The sequence below is a fragment of the Caldalkalibacillus mannanilyticus JCM 10596 genome, assembly GCF_000615945.1.
Classification (GTDB): Bacteria; Bacillota; Bacilli; order Caldalkalibacillales; family JCM-10596; genus Bacillus_AT; species Bacillus_AT mannanilyticus.
This window is the reverse complement of the sequence record NZ_BAMO01000010.1, coordinates 36651-54841: the sequence shown is the minus strand read 5'-3', so window position 1 is coordinate 54841 and position 18191 is coordinate 36651. Positions and strand designations below refer to the sequence as shown.

Here is an 18191-nt window from a genome sequence, read left to right as displayed (position 1 = left end):
AAGTGCTGGTTTTCAACCAACACTTTCTAAAGTCCTAATTCTTCTGCTGATGGTGCTGAAGGATCATGTCCATTTATTTTTGATTTCTTATTATTGTTTCCCATCATATTTTGTACCTTATCAAATACTTGTGGAGCAGCATCAAGGATTTTTTCATACAAATGAGTCTGCCCATCAATATGAACCATTTTAATTCCGCCTGAATTTACCACAAGAAAGGCTACAGGTGTGATTGAAACACCGCCACCACTTCCTCCACCAAAGGGAAGACTAGCTGCATCCTGATTACTTGCTTCTGGGTCTTCTAAATCAAATTCACTTCCCCCTGCTGCGAAACCGAATCCTACCTTAGAAACAGGTAGAATCACACTGCCGTCTGGTGTTTCAACAGGATCTCCTACAATGGTATTCACATCTACCATCTCTTTAAGATTTTCCATCGCTGTCTTCATCAAGCCCTGAATTGGGTGCTCTGCCATTTTTCATCACGCCTTTTTCTAAGATTTAGGAGTATGCGTATTCCTGCTACTATAGCATTACCAATTCGAAACCGAATCATACACTGGATATTTGATTCTATTTTTTTTTCATTAAAGGACGGGGTAACAGAAATTCTAGGTACACAGCGTAGGGTGAGATAGGAGCTAAACATGCCGATGATATTAGACTTGACTCCCCAGCCTACTCCAGTTAATAATCCCGTTTCGGCAGCATGTCCTGTGCCAATCTTACTTCGCCATATCAGTTCCTCTAGTCGAATATTCTTGAGAAATTTCTTAGCAATGACATGGAGCTGATGTACCCTTTTTATCAATCTCTGCACTCTCTGTAGTAATTGAAAATATTCGTGAGGTGAAAGCTTGAATTTTTTTCTTTTCTAAGGGCTCATTAGGGCTTTCTAGCTCAAATTGATATTCTGTTCCCGAGAGATCTTTTTTGAGATTGATCAGCGGGACTTTTGTTCGAATACTAATTAATCCAAACCAAGCTCTAATATGCGATTCAACATGGTCATCTCGACCTGTTTTACTTATTCGTAGCGTTACCTGGATAGTAGTAAAAAAAAGAATGGTTAACAAAAGCAGTTGAGAGCATAATATGGAGAGTATGGTTTCCATCATTTCCCGTCACCTCTTCCACAGTATCAACCACTTTTGTCAATCTCATTCTTCTTTTGTTAATTCGAAGCTCTTGGAACCTGAATCAGCCGTTTCTCTGGATTTCTTTCTTCGTAGACAACAAATGTATCAAAAAATAGATCGTGCCAGCCTTGCTTCTTCGGATGAAAGGCAATCCAAATATATCCTATATAAGTGAAAATAAGTTGGGATATAAAACGCCCGACAATCTCTCTAAAGAGGACTGTCACCCAATCCAATGGCGAACCATCCTCTTTCACCACCTTCAACCCACAAATCATTTTACCAAGGGTTTGGCTGAAATACTTCGTCATCAGCGAAAAATAGAGAATACCAACTAGCCCAACACCTGTGATATGAACTTTCAATAACGATAGAAGATCCGTGTCCAGTCCTACAAGTCCAAAAACAGGAATAATAAATAGGCTTCCTATTGAGGTCACAATACTTACATCGATTAGATAAGCAAGGAAACGAATCCAAAAACCTGCCGCAAGATAGCTTTTTCCTTTGACTTGAGCCTCTTCACTTTCAACCTCTTGCTGATCTATGCCTACTCTACTTTCATCATTCATCATGTATTCAATCCCCCTTACCACGTATATAAGTACATCATGGAGGGAGTTTCTTGCTGATACAGTAACTCACGTAAGCTTAAGAAATCTGAAGGTCCCTTAGCTAAACTCTGATATAACGGTCCAAAAAAGGAGAGTCCTGCTTTTTTATATTCAACCACGGTTGGATCTTCGATTTGCGCTAATTCAGCCGTCTTTTCAAAGGCGTTCTCCAAAAAGCCGATACTATCTACAAGACCTAATTCTTGAGCTTGTTGCCCAGAATAAATTCGACCATCTGCTAATTCGAGTACCTTCGTCTTATCCATTCCTCGACCATCAACGATGACCTGAACAAAATTCTGATACATTTCATCTGTTAGTGTCTGCAAGATCTGTGCTTCTTCTTCCGTCATATTCTTAAAAGGAGACATAATGTCTTTATGCGGACCACTTTTAAAGGTCTGTGCCTTGATCCCCCACTCATCAGCAAGTTCTTTTATATTGAAATTTTGCATAATAACCCCAATAGAACCTGTAATAGTCGAGCGATTCGCCATGATATGATCGGCTGGGGCTGAAATATAATACCCTCCTGATGCAGCCGTGTTCGCCATGTAAGCAACGATCGGCTTATCATGCTCCTTTTTTAACTTCGTGATCGTATGAAAAATCTCATCACTCTCCACTACTCCCCCTCCTGGAGAGTTAACTCGTAAGACAATCCCTTTGATTGATTCATCTTCAAAAGCATGTTGTAGCTGTTTCAAAAAAAGACGATGATCGTATCCTACTGAAGAAAATACATTATTCGTGGTTAGATCCATAATGATTCCTTCAACCTCCAATAAAGCGATTTGATCAAAGCCTCCTTTTTTATACACAGTCGTTCTAAGCTCTTGATCCATTGAAAGCCCACCTAATCGGCTTGTTTGTTGAACATTGCTAACAGAACTAGCAATAAGTAAAACCACAAAAATAACAATGGCAATCCATCTCTTCGTATTCATGATGACTCCCCTCACTAAATATATTCTCTGTCTATCTTATATGAGGTTGGAGAAAAAATCCAGTTTTAACTTTTTTATTGAATAAACTTTTTTCGAAAAACTTTGGATCTAAAACGCCTCTCGATTATCCAATATATATACCTTCACATTTGATTTGCGTCCATATTGTAGCGCTTCCTTCACTGTTGGGAAAGCAAGGTCAATCTTATTTCCATTCATCGCTCCTCCTGTGTCACCAGCAACACCGTACCCATAACCCTCTATGTATAAATGGGTACCGTAGGGAATCACATTGGGGTCCACCGCGACAATTCCATGTCTAACTAACAAACCAAGGGAAGTATAATTACTCAAGTTTGATTGTTCACTGGAATAGGCAGAAGCATCGACCGATATCACTTTATGATATTTTACAGTTACTTGATCTACTGTAGCCGTTTCTAAGCCTTCTACTTCAGGTAGAATAAATCGAGAGATCATAGAAACAGACTGAGCACGAGTCGTATAACTCTTGGGGTCTATAAATATTTTTCCATTCTTTACCGTTCCTTGAACCATATTCTGATCAACCGCATAAGCAACAATGCGTTTAAAATCATTTGAAATTTGATTTGCATCTACAAATTCAGCTAATGTGGCATTCATTCGATTGAAATTTTTCGCTTCATCCTCTAAACCCATAGCACGAATAATCATGGCTATTGATTCCTCTCTAGTTGCTGGACCTAATGGCTTAAACGTTTTTTTCCCGACTCCATTGGTGATTGCCATACTATATGCCGCTTCAATATAATGGTATGTATCAAGATCTCTAGGTACATCCGTAAATCGAGGACCTGTGTGAGGTAAAAGCTCGGGTGCATCGATCCCTTTTGCCCTCAGTATATAACGAACAAGATCTCCTCGCCGTATCGCCCGATGCGGTTCGAAGTATTGATCGAAGTTCGAACAACCACTCCCGCATCAATAAAGCTTAGTAAGTCCTCATAAACCCAATGATTTACGGATACATCAGGATAAATCTCATTGGCATCCACACTCTCTTCCGCTTCAGTAGATTCTGCTGCAAAAACACTCCCCGTTGATCCCCAAACGACTAAACTGATAAAAACAATACAATACAAAGTAACCCTTTTCATTTTTCCCCTCCAAAATAAGTTGTTGTCAGACTAAGACGTTACACCATACAATCTTGAGCATGGAAAAAAAATCACTTTCTATTATATCAAATTTTAAGGAGGAATGGTCAGATCATTTGTTTTAAATAAAAAATTTCAAATTTTCTATCGATTTCAATCATCATAGACGTCCTAATAAGTTAAAAAAAGGGAAAAGCGACTGTCTTATTTAACAGTCGCTTTCAATTTAATGATCTAATTAGCACCGATAGATTGATTTTTCACTTTGTTTACTAATCTATTTAATATCACAAAGATACATAATAAAAATCCAATCCATTGAGCAAACGGGGCTGATTCTCCAGTCTGTGGTAAAGTCCCCTGAGAAGGCGTAGAAGGAGCATCCCCACCTACCTTAGAAACAGGATTCTCAGTCTTCTTTTGGTTCCCCGCTTCATGTTCATCCTCCTCTGTAGAGGGTTCAGAATCTAAGGTATCCAGAGGAAGTCCAGTATCTATTTCAATCTGCTCCTCTTCTTCATTCGTTGTAGGTTTCTCTGTTTCTGTTGGCTTCTCTGTTGGTTTCTTTTCTGACTCTTTTGGTTCACCACTCTGATCAGATCCAGGATCTACTGTATGAGTTGGTGGATTTGGACTTGAACCTCCACCGCCACCTCCCGTATTTTTCCGAACATTTTTAATCGTAATTTCTGTTGGTTCACTAGGTGTAATCTTCACTTCTTGAGCGTTATTAATGTTAAGTGCATATCCTTCCGGAGCTGAATCTTCCTTTAGTATATAATCTGTATACAATAGATTTTCGAAAGTAACCTGACCATCGGCTCCCGTTGTTAACGTTCTGATAAGCTTTCCGCTCGATTTGAAATACAAAGAGAAAGTCGCTCCCTCTAGCTTTTTAGACCCATCGTTGGCATCCACTTTAGTTACGATCAAACTCCCAAATTCACCGCTCCCTGTTCCAGAACCCCCAGATAGTCGAACTTGGAAGGAATCCTTCGATTCCATCTTTTCTGTTGCAATTCCTTGTCCTTCAAACGTAACTGTATTGTCAACACTATCACCATGTTTGGCATTAATAAATGTTTGATACTCCAAAACATAAGCAGAATCGAACGAATCTACGAAAACAATTTCAAAGACTGACTGCTCATCTGCATTCTTTTTAAATTGCAAGGAATAGTCTTCGTTGAGCACTAATTCATTGCTGCTATCTTTCATTACATTTCCATCTTCATCTACTGTTGTCCCGTAGATACGGATCGTTTCTTCTAACACAATTTGATTTTGGCTTGGTGTATCAAGAATTTTTCCTCCAGCTGGAACGAGGGATTGTCCGCGGTTAATCCAAATTGTCCAATCGATCTTAAGACCATTTTGATTTCCTTTTTTATATGTGTACTCTGTTCCATGCTGAATAGAGACACTAGCAATCAAGCGTGTGATAACTTGTTCTCCATTATATAACGTCGCTGTGTTCGAATAGTGTTCATCAATAAGTGTAGCATCAAGCGTTGTTTTATAAGTAACCCAATAAGCTGTATTAATAGTTCCTAATTCAATCTTAAACCCTGGATTTCCCTGACTGTCTACTATGCTTTCATCAATTGAGTACGTATTTTCTAAAACCTCGTCACCTACATTAATGCCATTAGCTTCTCCTGTCAGCTCCAGATGATGAATTTTCAATGAACCGGGAACAAGTTGCTGACCTTGTTCGAGATAATCTTCAATTGTTGCCTGATTTATCTCATTTAGATTGTAGTTCACACTTATGCTCCAAGTGATTTCCTTTGTCTTGGCATTGTATGAACCATATTTAAAACCATTTTGCCAAGTGTAGGAATCTGGATTAAAGGTATTTGTTACTGATTTAGAATGTTCTAGATCCTCAGTATCCACCCATTCTAATGTTGCCCTATTCACAAATCCAAGATCAGCATCTGCTTTAGCAGCATGATCAAATGTGGTCTTGTAAGAAACGGTATACGTATCCTTGATTTCCTCATTAAAAGTAAGAACAAAACCATTCCCCGAAGAAATATCTACTGAATAATCGACATTACCCGTAACTGTAAGAGTATCTGGAAGAAGAGTAAGCCCTTCATTAGCAAAAATATCTCTTATTACAACTTGCTTCATAGGAAACTGGTCCCCGTTTAATGTAATATGCCAAACAATCGTTTTATCAGCATAATTCACGTTGGAATGCCTTTTATTCAAGATTTGCTGAGCAATCCATTGTTGGGCTCTTTTCTCAACATGATCTGCTTCTACAGAGTTTGTTACCGTTGTTCCCTCGAAAACTCGGCCTTTTGCTTTGGTTTGATACACAATTTTATACGGTTGATCAATATCGTTAGTGAATTTGAATGAAAATCCAACGTCATTCCCTTCAGAATCGACCTCAGGTAATACAGTATAATTCGATGGGTCGACAGGTACTTCAGCACTTTCCTCGCCGTTAGCATCCAGTGTCACTTTTGTGACAACAAATGAATCAAGGTCTAGAACCAGATCCAACTCACTGGCTGTACTGAAGAAATCCTTAAAAACAGCTTCATTCTGAGAAAGCTTCTTCCCGCTGTAATTATATTGAATCTCCCAAGTAACGGTTTGTGTCGTGGAATTGTAATCAAGATTCCTTTTGTTTAACATTTCGCCACGACTTACTGAAATACTGGCTTTAGCCGTCTGCTCAACACCTTCACCAGTGATCATTGCTTGGTTATTGAATACTTTATTTCCTTCCCATTCAGTAGTAATCTGGGTTGTATACTTTAGACGATAAGCGGAATCTATGTCTCCAAGAGTCACCAATAGCTTTCCATCAGATTCTGTAAACTCTCCAGTCACTAAATTTCCCTCAGTCACATTCCCATCTAAATCGACATCAAGCTGATAAAGCTCTATTGAATCAAGAACTAGTGACTGACCCTCTTGAATCTCATCAGTGACCACGGCGTTTTTTATTACGTCCAGCTTAGTATTCAAATCAACCGTCCAGTACAGCTCTGTACCATTATAATGAGCATTAGGAGTACCACTTTTGCTAATGGTTGATCCACCTCGTGGTACCAGGCTAATCGGGATGATTTTTCCTGAACCGACTAAAGGGAAGTTAATTTCTCTATCTGTAACTATCCCCGTAAGTTCTTCTCTAATCACACTCCACACCATAATACTCCCACCAATGTTGGACAGTTCTTCTATTGTCTGATTAAATGTCATTGTCACTTTATTATCGTCTTTAGTAACAATAAAAGTCCCTACAGCCCCTCCATTACTTACTAATGGTTCAGGCCCAATATCATTAAATACTGTAAAGTCAGCGGGTAGATAAAATTCAAATGTATCTCCTTCTATAGCACCATGCCCATTCGGAAGATCCCATTCATACGAAAACTTCACATTCTCTCCAAGACTTAGGCGTTTTTTTGCATCCGAACTCTCAACATCCACTTCCGTCTGTCCGTCCTGATCCAAATAATACATCGTCACATTTGTCAATTTGACTGGAGCTATATTACTTGATCCTTGTATTACATTATCCTCATTCGTTGAAAGTTCTTCATCCGCTTGTTGATTTTGAATTGTTTCTTCTTCGTTTGCAAACACTCCACCTACTGGAGCTAATGCCTGAGCAATAAGTAAAAAAATCATCCCACATATTGCTAGCTTATTATACCTCTTCACAATGGCTTCACCTTTCTTATTTCATCTGCTATAGATGTTTGTAGTAAACTTGCTTTAACAATCAGTCTGTGAGTAGGATTTCTAACAGGCTCACAGGTAATGAGCGTTAGCTCCTGTCCACTCACATTTTGATCGAGCACAAACACTCCATCTGGTTCAACAATAAACTTGGAAACAACTTCGTACACAAAATGATGATCAAGTGTTTCAAGAATAATCAGATCGCCGGTTTCCATTTCATCTAAACGATTGAATTGTTTACCGTAAGTACGACTGCGATGCCCCGCTAAAACAAAATTGCCTATATGTCCGGGGAAAACGTCTGTAACAACAGAACCCACTCCCAGCTTCAGCGTTTTATCTGTTGTCCTAGCTAACATTGGTTCACGCAAATTAATTTTTTCTATTGTAATCGTACCCATGACCTCTTCTCCCTCAATCATCAGAAGCTTTTCTTGGGGATCTGCTTGTTCTTCACGTGGCGTAACAGACTTATTCTCTAAATTGGTTTGAAGTTTGTAAGGATGAAAGTTGAAGTTTATAGATTCATCTGAGAGACCGTTAACATTACGTTTTGTTTCCCATTGTGTAAGTAAATCAGACTGTTTTTGCTCTTGAACAATACGATCTAACGGAGGATAGATAATAAGTGCAACACCTATCGTAAACAATAGTAACTCAAACATCCTCCACCTGATCTTAGACGTTCGCCTCTTCTGGGAATGTAATGGGGCGACCTGACAACTCATACGATTCGGTATCCCTCCTTCCTTATCGGGTTCTTAGCGGCGGTTATCTCCCTCCTATAGAGGAGGGAGTCTTACCGACGGTTAGAACGAGATAATATTGATCCTTCCTATTATAGAAAGCAGAACTGTACATAAACTATACAAACAGAGATCTAAATACAAAAAGGGTCAGCATCATCTGCTGACCCTTCTATCCAAATATTTAATTATTGTTGAGGAAATTGTCCACCTAACTGTTGTTCAGCTAATTGAACTAAACGCTTTGTAATTTCTCCTCCAACAGAACCGTTAGCTCGAGAAGTTGTGTCTGGTCCAAGATTCACACCAAACTCAGAAGCGATTTCATACTTCATTTGATCAAGTGCTTGTTGAACCCCAGGTACTAATAGTTGGTTGCTGTTATTGTTTCTAGCCATGTTTTTTCACCTCCTCTACCTGATGTACTATTATAGTGTGATAAAAGAGGTGAATCCATTCATCTATTTGATCAGAAATTGATGGAAAAGGAAGAGTGTAACTTTAGCCAATCACCATCTCATCCACAGAAGTTGGAAACTGAGTAAGGGAGATCGCCTTAGACGCCTCTATGAAAACAGCATCCTCAATACGTACCCCACCTAATCCTGGAACATAGATTCCAGGCTCTATGGTAAATACCATTCCTTCACTGATCCGCTCATTATTTAAGCCATGAATGGAAGGAGATTCATGAATTTCTAGCCCTAGCCCATGACCTAAACGATGAATAAAATACTCTCCATAGCCTTCATCCGCAATAATTTGTCTAGCAATCGAATCGAGCTCTCCAAAAGAAACACCTTCTGCTGCTGATTTAATAGCCGTTTGTTCTGCTCTAAGAACCGTTTCATAAATCTTTTTCATCTTCGGCTCCCAAGGTCCAATATGAAATGTGCGAGTCATATCAGAGCAATAGCCATCTAAAGTAATGCCAAAATCAATGAGCAAAGTCCCTTTTTCAAGCTTTTTCGAGGCAGAATGACCGTGTGGCAAAGCAGATTTTTCTTGACCTAAAACAGTCGTTCCAAAAGACATTCCATCTGCCCCCATTTTTTTCGCTTGGTACTCAATCTCGGCAACTAAATCCAACTCCGTCATGGACGTACTAAACAGAGAAAGGGCTGCTTTTAAAATTTGGTCTGTTTTCTCACCAGCACGCTTTAATATGGCAAACTCATCTTTTGTCTTGCTCATTCTCAACTGATCCAAGGTAGGGGTCATATCTTCAATATGTATCTGTTTAAAAGCTTCGATTAGCCACTGAACTCGCTCATAGGATATGAAGCTCTTTTCTACTGCAATCTTAGTTAAATCCTTAGAAGCAAAAAATGAAGGAATCTTCTCTTGAATAGGTTCCTGGTCTGTATAGCTAATAATACGAATGGATTTATCTACAGCTTGCTGCGCAGCGCTTTGATCTAAGCGCGGTACACAAAGAGTCCACTCCTGGTTGTTCCAAATAAGCCCTAGAAAGCGTTCATGAGGATCACTATAGAATCCAGTTAAATAATAAATATTCTTAGGATTTGTAATCAACATTGCCTCATTTTGTTCGTTTCCCCTTAGATCTAGACAGGCACTTCTTCTTTTTTGATACATCGACATTCTTCTAGTCCTCCCCTTATTTTTTACCTAGTTCAACATCTTGTGACATGATCCTTATTTTGGCTACAAATTCGAACATAAATTCCCTTTTCAATTTAAACCATCCATGATAATATTAACATGCTTCTTAAAAAAGAACCAAAGGGGAATTCATAAAAATGGCAATTTCATCTCATGCAATACCTCGTTTTATTGAAGAATTTCGAATTCTAAAACTTGAGTCCTTAAAAAAGGATTTACATAAACTTACACCTGAAGAGCTTAAACTCATTAAAATGGAAGTAGAGTCCTTAATTCAATCACCCAACGCTGGTGATTCCAATGAATAACTCCTCACCTGAGAAAAAGCTGATTGAAGCCTTCAAACAGCTTGATGAAGTGAAAGAGCTTCTGGAACAGGTTATTAATGAACTAGGAGTGCAAAAGCAGGCACAATTAGGGGAACTTCCTGAGGAAGTACAACGCTTAGTTGACGTAGCTGTTGATTTAACTCCAGAGCAACGCAAACACTTAATGCTTTTCTTAAACTCCTTAAAGAATTCCATGTGAAATAGAATCATAAAACAAAAAAGCTCCCCTACGCCCTGGTAGGTAGGAACTTTTTTTTATCTCTTTAAAAAGGTTGAGTCAGTGTGTACGCAATTTTTCGTGCAGCCCCTTGTTTCTGCTCAGCAAGGATCCGTTTTTTCCACTCTCTCCAATCCTGTGAATGGTAGAAAAGATTCTCTACAATGTTCGGTAGATGTTCTACATCCTGAGCAATGACTCCAAGTCCTTGTTCCTCTAAATATCTCATGTTCGCTTCTTCATGCCCTGGAATGGGGTCAATCATGATAAAAGGGGTACCACAAGCAATCGTTTCAGAAATCGTCAATCCCCCTGGCTTTGTGATGACAATATCAGCATAGCAAATCCATTTCTTCATATCATCTACATACCCCAAAACTTGTGCATTCTCAGCTTTCATCGCTTGCAATTTTGTATATAATTCCTTGTTCCTACCTGTAATCACTGTTAAAAAATAATGATCCTTAAAGGGAGAAAAGGCCTGAATGATCTTCTCCATAGGTCCATAGCCCGTAGATCCTCCTAGAACAAGAATTTGAATCACTCTACTAGGGATCTTCTCAGCCATTTTATTCATCTCCACATCAAATTCAGGATGTAATGGAATACCAAAATCATATACTTTTTTTTCAGCTATATGATAGCTGTGAATCAACCTCTCTTTACACTTCGCATGGGGAACAAAAAAATAATCAACAAATGTAGAAATAATGGTGGGATGAAAATCAAAGTCGGTAACTACCACGCCCAACTTAAATTGAAACATCCCTCTTTTTTTTAACACTGCTAAGGCAGGAATACAGGTAGGATGAGTACATAAGACGATATCGGGGTTCTCCTGTTTGACTACGTTCATCAGACGAAAGGCAAATAAGTGAGATTGAATAAAGCTACTTTTTTTGGTTTTAGTGTAGATCCATTTCCAGAGAAATGGCGCATATTGCAACATCCAAAAATAAGACTTCACAACTCCCCATTCTACAACTGGTGAAATACATTTTAAGCCAGACAATATTTTCACATTCACGTGTGGGTAGGATTCATTAAAAGTTGTTTTGATGGCTGTGGCTGCTTGATAATGCCCTTCTCCTACCTTCGTCTCAGTAAAGATGATGATCTTCATTTTTTATCGGCTCCGATCCAAATATAGATCAAATAATTCATCTATCGACATGATCATATGTTTTGATTGAAGTCTTTTACCATGTTGTTTTAAATAGGCATAGCCAAAAGGATGTACCAATAAATAAATGATTTTAAAAAGAAAGGATTTATATCTGAAATACCAAGAAGGACTTACCTCTTGTAAAGCAAATCCAAGTCTTTCAGCTCCCCTGTTTAGCATTGACGTACCTACGATCGCTTTGACCTTCTTAATATCTGGCTGACTTGCTAAAAATTCACTTAGACCAATCATTGATTTTTCGATTTCTCTTTTCATATATAAGCCCATAGAAACCTCTGTCCCATGCTTATTAATTTCCTTTGCCAGTCTATAATTATAGATATGAAGCTTGATGATTTCATCTCCCTTATGAATCCACTGACCTGATTTCGTCTGCAAGGGAACCCCTCTATACTTTTTACGAACGATTCGAAATAAATTGTCTTCCTTTGAGACGAATTGCAAACGGCTAAAGGTATAATAAATCCGATCCCAGAGTCCCCAAAGCATCAGTGCTATTTCCTTCACCCTTACCTCTCCTCTCAAATAAGGCTACAATTATTATGCAACATTTAATAAAAAAAATTCCCTATCCTCCTGAATGGAAAAAGAATAGGGAATATACAAACTAAGTTACTATTGTTTAAAAAAGGGAGTCAAATTCTCCACCTTCTTGTTGCTCCTGTGCATGACGTTGATTATTCTCCTTATAGGAAAACCACAAGCTTTCCGTATTTTCAATGGCTTGCTCGATCAATGCTTCTAAGTCAAGACGCTGTTCAAATTTATGAGACATCTTTTTACTGGGTTTTGTCTTAGGTGATTTAGGCTGAAAAATGGTGCAACAATCCTCGTATGGAAGAATCGATAGATCAAATGTATCAATTTTTTGAGCAATATCAATAATTTCTAATTTGTCCATGGTCACTAATGGACGGATGATGGGCATATTTGTCACTTCATTAATCGTGTTCATACTTTGCAAAGTCTGGCTTGCCACTTGCCCTAGGTTTTCTCCTGATGCAATTCCAAGAGCTTTGTGCTTTTCGGCTAATCTTTCTGTAATCCGCAGCATGATACGACGCATAATTGTAATACTGTAATCATCTGGGACATGCTCACGGATCTGTGTTTGGATTTCTGTGAATGGAACGACATGCAGCTTTAGGTTTCCTGCATATTTCGTTAATTTCTTCGTTAAATCAACCACCTTTTGTTTTGCTCTTTCGCTCGTAAAAGGATAACTGTGAAAATGAACTCCCTCGAAGCGCAATCCTCTTTTGAGAGAAAGATATCCCGCTACAGGCTGTCAATTCCACCCGAGAGCATTAACATCACTTTTCCACTTGTACCCACAGGAAGTCCACCTGCACCTGGAATCCTCTGACACATAATATAAGCGCCTTCTTCTCTAATTTCCACTGCCACCTCAATATCTGGATTATGCACATCAACAGTCAAATGCTCTGTATTGACTAAGATATGAGCTCCTAATTCTCCATTCATTTCACTAGATTTAATAGGGAAAGATTTGTTAGGGCGCTTGACTCGTACTTTAAATGTTTTCGGCTGCGGATGTACAGCTAGGACAGCCTTCAAGGCTGCTTGTTTAATATGATCAAGCTCTAAGTCAGATTTAATAGCTGGACTGAAAGAGGTAATTCCAAAGACATGCTTTAAACGCTCTGCCACCTCATCAAATGCAGCTCCATTAAGATGAATATACATTCTCCCAAACGTTCTTGATATCCGTACATCTAGATCCTTTAGATGCATTTTTAAATTCTCTTGGAGTTGAACCTCAAAATGTTTTCGATTCTTTCCCTTTAAGGCGATTTCTCCAAGTCTAATGAGAATAAATTCATATTGCTGTTTTAACTGATCCATAATGTTACCCTACACCTTCATGATATTTTGATAATATGGGAGGATTTCCTCCATTACACTAAGACAATAGTCGATTTCTTCTATTGTGTTATGCTTTGAGAAACTAAATCGTAAGGAAGATAAAGAATATTCTTCCCTTAGCCCCATTGCGGTTAGTACTCTACTCGGTTTATTTTTTTTTGAGGAACAAGCTGATTTGGTCGATACATAAATTCCTTTTTCCTCTAAGGCATGGACAATGACTTCCGCCTTTAAACCAGGAAGGGAAATGTTTACAATATGAGGAGCTCCCCCTTTCTCCTTTTCATTCGAATTTATGATAAAGGAAATGGAGCTTTCTTTTAACCCTATGATAAATCTCTCCTTTAGCTGTTGTAAATACATATTATCCTGTTTTCCATTTTCTGCATTAATCCGAATGGCTTTTGCTAAACCGACGATTCCAGGTACGTTTTCTGTTCCTGGTCGCAAACCTTGCTGCTGTTCTCCCCCGTGAAATAAAGGAGAGAGAATCAACCCTTCACGGACATATAAGATGCCCGTTCCTTTTGGAGCGTGAAATTTATGACCAGAGATACTTAAAAGATCAATTCCAGCTCCTTTGATATCTAGAGGAATCTTTCCAATACTCTGGACTGCATCCACATGAAATAAGATCTTGGGATATTTCTTCAAGAGAGGTCCCACTTCTTCAATAGGCTGAATAGTCCCGGTTTCATTATTCACGTGCATGATGGAAACCAGAATGGTATCTGGACAAATAGCTTCTTCCAGATCAGCAACCGAAACTTTCCCTTCGGCATTAACAGGTAAAAACGTCACCCTAAATCCAAATTGCTTCTGTAGCACTTGAAACACTTCATAAACAGAAGGGTGTTCAATTTCACTGGTGATTAGATGCTTTCCTCTATTTTGGAATTGAAAAGCGGCTCCTTTGATAGCTAAATTGTTACTTTCCGTTCCACCTGATGTAAAACAGATTTCATTCATCCCAATTCCTAGTGATTTGGAGATGACTTCTTTTGATTTTTTTATTAAATGTTCAACCTCAACACCCAAATGATGTAAAGAGGAAGGATTTCCATAGTAACGCTCTGACACTTCTACCATTGATTTTATTACTTCTGGTAAAGGCTGAGTCGTTGCACTGTTATCAAAATAAACGTTCATGTTCTAACTCCCTTGAAGTCAATTCTAATCATCGACAATGTTATCATATAATAATCAAGGAAAAAAGAGGGTAGACTTAACAATATGCTAAAAAGACTCCTAATCCTGACGGATAGGAGCCAACTTACTCATTCTTGAGGTACTCTTACCGAACGAATGGGGTAAAAAATAATCCGAGTACAATGGAAAATAACCCAATGGCTATAGCCCACATTCCTAAGGTTCTAGCGCCGTTACGAAAAGCAAAGAATCCGGTAATTACCCCGATTGAAGCCGTTAAAAGCGGGAGGAAAAAGAGAGAAATGATGGATAGAACAAGAGCTGTCCATCCTAAACCTGTTCCTCCTGCTTCTTGTTCCTCCATTGTTTCAATGTTTTGCATTTGTTCACGTCTGTCACCTTCAAATTCTGTATCAGGTGATTCCTGTTGACGATCCCTTGGTAGATAGGAACCTTGTGTCATTGGAGAAACCTCTGCCGCTGTTTCCTCGTCAGGATTCTCATCATACATCCTTTTTTCATTGAAACCAGTTCCTATATTATTCTCTGCATAAAGCTCATCTGGAGCATTCTGACGAGTGAATTCACCAGTATCTACACCTGGAAGTTCCTCATCTACTCCCATGGGTTGTGACATCCCAGTTGCACGCTCATCATACCCAATTGTAGGGATATCCACACTTTGCCCTTCTTTTGTCATTTGACCATCATTGTCTTGGGCAACCTGGTCATGAGGTAGGTCTGTACGATCTTCTCTCACTCACAATCCCTCATTTCCTTGTGGTATAATCAACGGTAGCCATCCTATAAGGCAGGTTCCGTTGTATTACATAGTATAAGCAGTTCCAACTGAAACATTGGCTGAAAGATATGGTATTGCAAATTGGAGGAGAAATTATGAACAATCAATTAACCCTTGGACTAGATATCGATGGAACCATTACAGATCCAGCCACATTTATTCCCCACATTAATAAAGCCTTTAACAAACATTTATCTTTTGAAGACATTACACAATTCCATCTTTCTCCGTTATATGGGATCACCGACAAAGAGTTTTTCACCTGGTTTTCCAAGAACGCTGGCCCCATTTATGCTCAAGCTGATTTGGCTGAATCAGCCAAAGAAATATTAACAGAATGGAAAGAAAAGCATCACCTCATCTACATAAGCGCAAGGCATAAAAAACATCATGAATTAACACTAAACTGGTTTGCCGAACATTCCATCCCCTTTGATGAAATCCTGTTAACAGGATCACATAACAAAATCCAAATAACAAAAGAAAAGGGCATAGAGTTATTTTTTGAAGACAAGCTTGATAACGCCAATGAAATTGCGGAAACTGTTGCCATTCCCGTGCTTTTATTCAATACGCCTTATAATCAAGGAAACGAGCATTCTTTAGTCCATCGAGTCACCAATTGGCTAGAAGCTAAAAGCTATGTGGATCAGTATGCAAGAAGAAAAGCTCCTAACAGTCATCGTTAGGAGCCTTTGGCATTATTGTTTTTTGGGTTTAAAGGTGTGACAACAGGTTGCCGCTACAGAGCTAGCCGAATCTTCATGGCGATCTTCACCAATCATCGTACCAGCTTCAATTTGATAATCTTGATTCGCGTGTGCATCAACCTCAATCAGAATGCTGTCTGCAGAACATTTATTTCCCTCTGCCCAAAAGGTACAATTGGCTACACTACAATTTACACTTGGTTTTGGCATTTGTATATCCCCCCTTGTACCTTTATCATCTCTAATTAAGGAGGATTTAGACCACTTATTTCTTACCAATCAATATCATTCTTGGAGAGTCAGCTTCATCATAAGGCTGTAAATCAAAAGCTCCATAAACTCGCTCAGTGGTTAGTCCACTCGCTTGGAGCATCTGCACCATCTCTTCGTACTCAAATAAGTTTACCTTTTCTTGATACTGCCTTTCTGCCCCTTCCTGTTCTATATGTATATCCTTGATCACCTGATTTTTTTCAATTCGCCTTTTCTCTCTGATCTTCAGCTCACCAGATTCTCGATAGCTCTCAGGTACCAGATTCTTACGGATATAGCCGGGATTTAGAAAATCAATGAGAAAGACTCCTCCTCCTTTTAATGCTCTGTAGATGGCTTGAAACACCTTTTGATTCTCTTCCACTTGCTCAAAGTAGCCAAAGCTAGTGAAAAGATTAAGCACATAGTCAAACTCTTCCTCAAAAGAAAGCTCACGAACATCAGATTGAAGGTAGGTAATTTTATCTGCAAAATTGGCTTTACGAGCTTCATCGAGTAATACATGGGATAAATCAATCCCCGTCACTTGATAATCTAGCTTAGCGAGCTGTCTACTATGCCTTCCGTTTCCACAACACAAGTCAAGCACACGACTTCCTTTCGGCATGTCTAGAAGCTGGACAATTTGCTTCATTTCTTGCTCTGCCGCTTCATCTGTTCTATGAGCATAAATTTTTAAATAATCTTCCTGAAAACTCTTCACATACCAAGGTTCCTTCATACTCCATACCCTCATTTCCTCAATTCATCCTTATATCATCATACCAAAAAAAAGAAGCATTCGTCGACTTTGTCGTGACGAATGCAGATCTACATTTGTTCATATTTAGTTTTATTTAAGTTCTAAAGATTTTTGACCCATATATTCATATCCTCTAGTCGACCGGAAATATTGCTATTTTGAATCATTTTCCCGCCGTATTTATAACCATGCCTAGCATTTATCAAATTCATTCCAACGGATACCGCTCTGGAATAGGAAAAAAGTGTCTGTACTCCTAAATTCTCCATTTTTCTCTCCAAATGAATAAACTGTTGAGATAACAATCCTCTTCCCCTATACTGAGGGAGCGTTGCACAATCCGTCATTTCTGCTGCATTAAAAGCGGGAAAAACATCGGCTGAGCAGGCACTAACCAATTCTCCATCATGTTCTACAATGGTAAAGTAGACATGATCATTCATCATTTCCTCTATAAATTCAGCCTCATTGATCGGAGTAGGGTAGGTTTCAAAAACATCATCATATAGCTTCGCCATACGCGGGGCATCGTCTATTTTGGCACTCCGTAATGTAAATTCATCTGGCAGTTCCAGCTCTAATGCTTCCTTTTGATTCTGTTTAATAATTTCCATAACCTTCTTTTCTTGTTCCCAAGCGACCGGCTGATTGCGCTCTTCATTTAAAAATAGAGAGTAGATATGAGCATCCTCCCCTTGGAAAAAACCATGAATAAGTCCTTCTTTCTCACAGTCTGCTTGATTCAAGCAATCCACTTCATCTTCTTTGGAATAAAAAATAATTTTGTCACATTGTTTTTCTATCGCCATCTTTTCTAAGGATTCCTTGACCTCTAGAAAAACCTCTTCTTGAGGCATCTGATAGACCTTGATGCGACGATTATGTGGATCTAAATCAATCACTTTTCCTAAGGTTGATAACTCTTGATACTCCTCTATAGCAATACTCATCTTTGTTCACATTCCTCC

General features: G+C 38.8%; 21 protein-coding genes and 1 pseudogene. 3 read left to right on the top strand and 19 right to left on the bottom strand.

Annotation, left to right across the window (positions count from 1 at the left end; translation table 11 throughout):
* Positions 1 to 26: 26 nt before the first annotated feature.
* The 11 genes from ytfJ to JCM10596_RS07740 form a co-directional block, all read right to left on the bottom strand.
* Positions 27 to 479: a GerW family sporulation protein gene (gene ytfJ / locus JCM10596_RS07785; protein ID WP_025026632.1), complete on the bottom strand. Its 453-nt coding sequence runs from the start codon at positions 477 to 479 to the stop codon at positions 27 to 29.
* Complete coding sequence (locus JCM10596_RS28630) at positions 452 to 814, bottom strand: DUF2953 domain-containing protein (RefSeq protein WP_159102330.1); 363 nt, start codon at positions 812 to 814, stop codon at positions 452 to 454. The genes ytfJ and JCM10596_RS28630 overlap by 28 nt, the downstream gene beginning before the upstream one ends.
* Positions 777 to 1121 carry a hypothetical protein gene (locus JCM10596_RS07780; protein ID WP_025026631.1) on the bottom strand — a complete coding sequence of 115 codons (345 nt, stop codon included), beginning with the start codon at positions 1119 to 1121 and terminating at the stop codon, positions 777 to 779. Before JCM10596_RS07780 ends, JCM10596_RS28630 begins: the two co-directional genes overlap by 38 nt.
* 56 nt (positions 1122 to 1177) lie before the next feature.
* Positions 1178 to 1717 (bottom strand): RDD family protein, encoded by a 540-nt coding sequence (locus tag JCM10596_RS07775; RefSeq protein ID WP_025026630.1) that lies wholly within the window; start codon positions 1715 to 1717, stop codon positions 1178 to 1180.
* A gap of 14 nt (positions 1718 to 1731) precedes the next feature.
* A complete protein-coding gene (gene sppA, locus JCM10596_RS07770; protein ID WP_025026629.1) occupies positions 1732 to 2703 on the bottom strand; it encodes a signal peptide peptidase SppA in 972 nt (323 codons plus the stop codon).
* A gap of 108 nt (positions 2704 to 2811) precedes the next feature.
* Positions 2812 to 3570 (bottom strand): 3D domain-containing protein, encoded by a 759-nt coding sequence (locus JCM10596_RS27630; protein ID WP_267879680.1) that lies wholly within the window; start codon positions 3568 to 3570, stop codon positions 2812 to 2814.
* An 11-nt stretch (positions 3571 to 3581) separates the two neighbouring features.
* Positions 3582 to 3842 (bottom strand): hypothetical protein, encoded by a 261-nt coding sequence (locus JCM10596_RS07760; protein ID WP_025026627.1) that lies wholly within the window; start codon positions 3840 to 3842, stop codon positions 3582 to 3584.
* Between the two features lie 234 nt (positions 3843 to 4076).
* The gene (locus tag JCM10596_RS07755; protein WP_025026626.1) at positions 4077 to 7535 is read right to left on the bottom strand and encodes a collagen binding domain-containing protein; all 3459 of its coding nucleotides are present in this window, start codon (positions 7533 to 7535) and stop codon (positions 4077 to 4079) included.
* The gene (locus JCM10596_RS07750; protein ID WP_025026625.1) at positions 7532 to 8221 is read right to left on the bottom strand and encodes a class D sortase; all 690 of its coding nucleotides are present in this window, start codon (positions 8219 to 8221) and stop codon (positions 7532 to 7534) included. The genes JCM10596_RS07755 and JCM10596_RS07750 overlap by 4 nt, the downstream gene beginning before the upstream one ends.
* Before the next feature lie 269 nt (positions 8222 to 8490).
* Positions 8491 to 8700 (bottom strand): alpha/beta-type small acid-soluble spore protein, encoded by a 210-nt coding sequence (locus JCM10596_RS07745; RefSeq protein ID WP_025026624.1) that lies wholly within the window; start codon positions 8698 to 8700, stop codon positions 8491 to 8493.
* A gap of 103 nt (positions 8701 to 8803) precedes the next feature.
* Complete coding sequence (locus JCM10596_RS07740; protein WP_051541233.1) at positions 8804 to 9907, bottom strand: M24 family metallopeptidase; 1104 nt, start codon at positions 9905 to 9907, stop codon at positions 8804 to 8806.
* Between the two features lie 158 nt (positions 9908 to 10065).
* Here JCM10596_RS07740 and JCM10596_RS29485 point away from each other — a divergent pair, with 158 nt between their 5' ends.
* Entirely contained in the window at positions 10066 to 10236 is a 171-nt protein-coding gene (locus JCM10596_RS29485) for a hypothetical protein (RefSeq protein ID WP_159102329.1), read from the top strand.
* Positions 10229 to 10456, top strand: coding sequence for a hypothetical protein (locus JCM10596_RS07730; RefSeq protein ID WP_025026622.1), 228 nt, complete (start codon positions 10229 to 10231; stop codon positions 10454 to 10456). The genes JCM10596_RS29485 and JCM10596_RS07730 overlap by 8 nt, the downstream gene beginning before the upstream one ends.
* 64 nt (positions 10457 to 10520) lie before the next feature.
* Here JCM10596_RS07730 and JCM10596_RS07725 read toward each other — a convergent pair whose 3' ends face one another.
* The 5 genes and pseudogenes from JCM10596_RS07725 to JCM10596_RS30090 all read right to left on the bottom strand — a co-directional run bounded on the left by JCM10596_RS07725 (position 10521) and on the right by JCM10596_RS30090 (position 15456).
* Entirely contained in the window at positions 10521 to 11597 is a 1077-nt protein-coding gene (locus JCM10596_RS07725; protein ID WP_025026621.1) for an MGDG synthase family glycosyltransferase, read from the bottom strand.
* 3 nt (positions 11598 to 11600) lie between these two features.
* Positions 11601 to 12167, bottom strand: coding sequence for a YkoP family protein (locus JCM10596_RS24495; RefSeq protein WP_025026620.1), 567 nt, complete (start codon positions 12165 to 12167; stop codon positions 11601 to 11603).
* A 115-nt stretch (positions 12168 to 12282) separates the two neighbouring features.
* Positions 12283 to 13526 (bottom strand): annotated as a pseudogene (thiI, locus tag JCM10596_RS24490) (tRNA uracil 4-sulfurtransferase ThiI).
* Between the two features lie 9 nt (positions 13527 to 13535).
* Positions 13536 to 14696: a cysteine desulfurase family protein gene (locus tag JCM10596_RS07710; RefSeq protein WP_025026619.1), complete on the bottom strand. Its 1161-nt coding sequence runs from the start codon at positions 14694 to 14696 to the stop codon at positions 13536 to 13538.
* Between the two features lie 145 nt (positions 14697 to 14841).
* Complete coding sequence (locus JCM10596_RS30090; protein WP_025026618.1) at positions 14842 to 15456, bottom strand: DUF308 domain-containing protein; 615 nt, start codon at positions 15454 to 15456, stop codon at positions 14842 to 14844.
* A 137-nt stretch (positions 15457 to 15593) separates the two neighbouring features.
* On the opposite strand from JCM10596_RS30090, the gene JCM10596_RS07700 reads away from it, so the two are divergent.
* Positions 15594 to 16187, top strand: a complete 594-nt coding sequence (locus tag JCM10596_RS07700) for a 5' nucleotidase, NT5C type (RefSeq protein WP_148302535.1) — start codon at positions 15594 to 15596, stop codon at positions 16185 to 16187.
* A 12-nt stretch (positions 16188 to 16199) separates the two neighbouring features.
* On the opposite strand, the gene JCM10596_RS07695 is transcribed toward JCM10596_RS07700, so the two are convergent.
* The 3 genes from JCM10596_RS07695 to ablB form a co-directional block, all read right to left on the bottom strand.
* Positions 16200 to 16418, bottom strand: coding sequence for a DUF1540 domain-containing protein (locus tag JCM10596_RS07695; RefSeq protein ID WP_025026616.1), 219 nt, complete (start codon positions 16416 to 16418; stop codon positions 16200 to 16202).
* Positions 16419 to 16473: 55 nt separating this feature from the next.
* The gene (locus tag JCM10596_RS07690) at positions 16474 to 17202 is read right to left on the bottom strand and encodes a class I SAM-dependent methyltransferase (RefSeq protein ID WP_025026615.1); all 729 of its coding nucleotides are present in this window, start codon (positions 17200 to 17202) and stop codon (positions 16474 to 16476) included.
* Between the two features lie 122 nt (positions 17203 to 17324).
* Positions 17325 to 18173 carry a putative beta-lysine N-acetyltransferase gene (gene ablB / locus JCM10596_RS07685; protein WP_025026614.1) on the bottom strand — a complete coding sequence of 283 codons (849 nt, stop codon included), beginning with the start codon at positions 18171 to 18173 and terminating at the stop codon, positions 17325 to 17327.
* Positions 18174 to 18191: the final 18 nt, after the last annotated feature.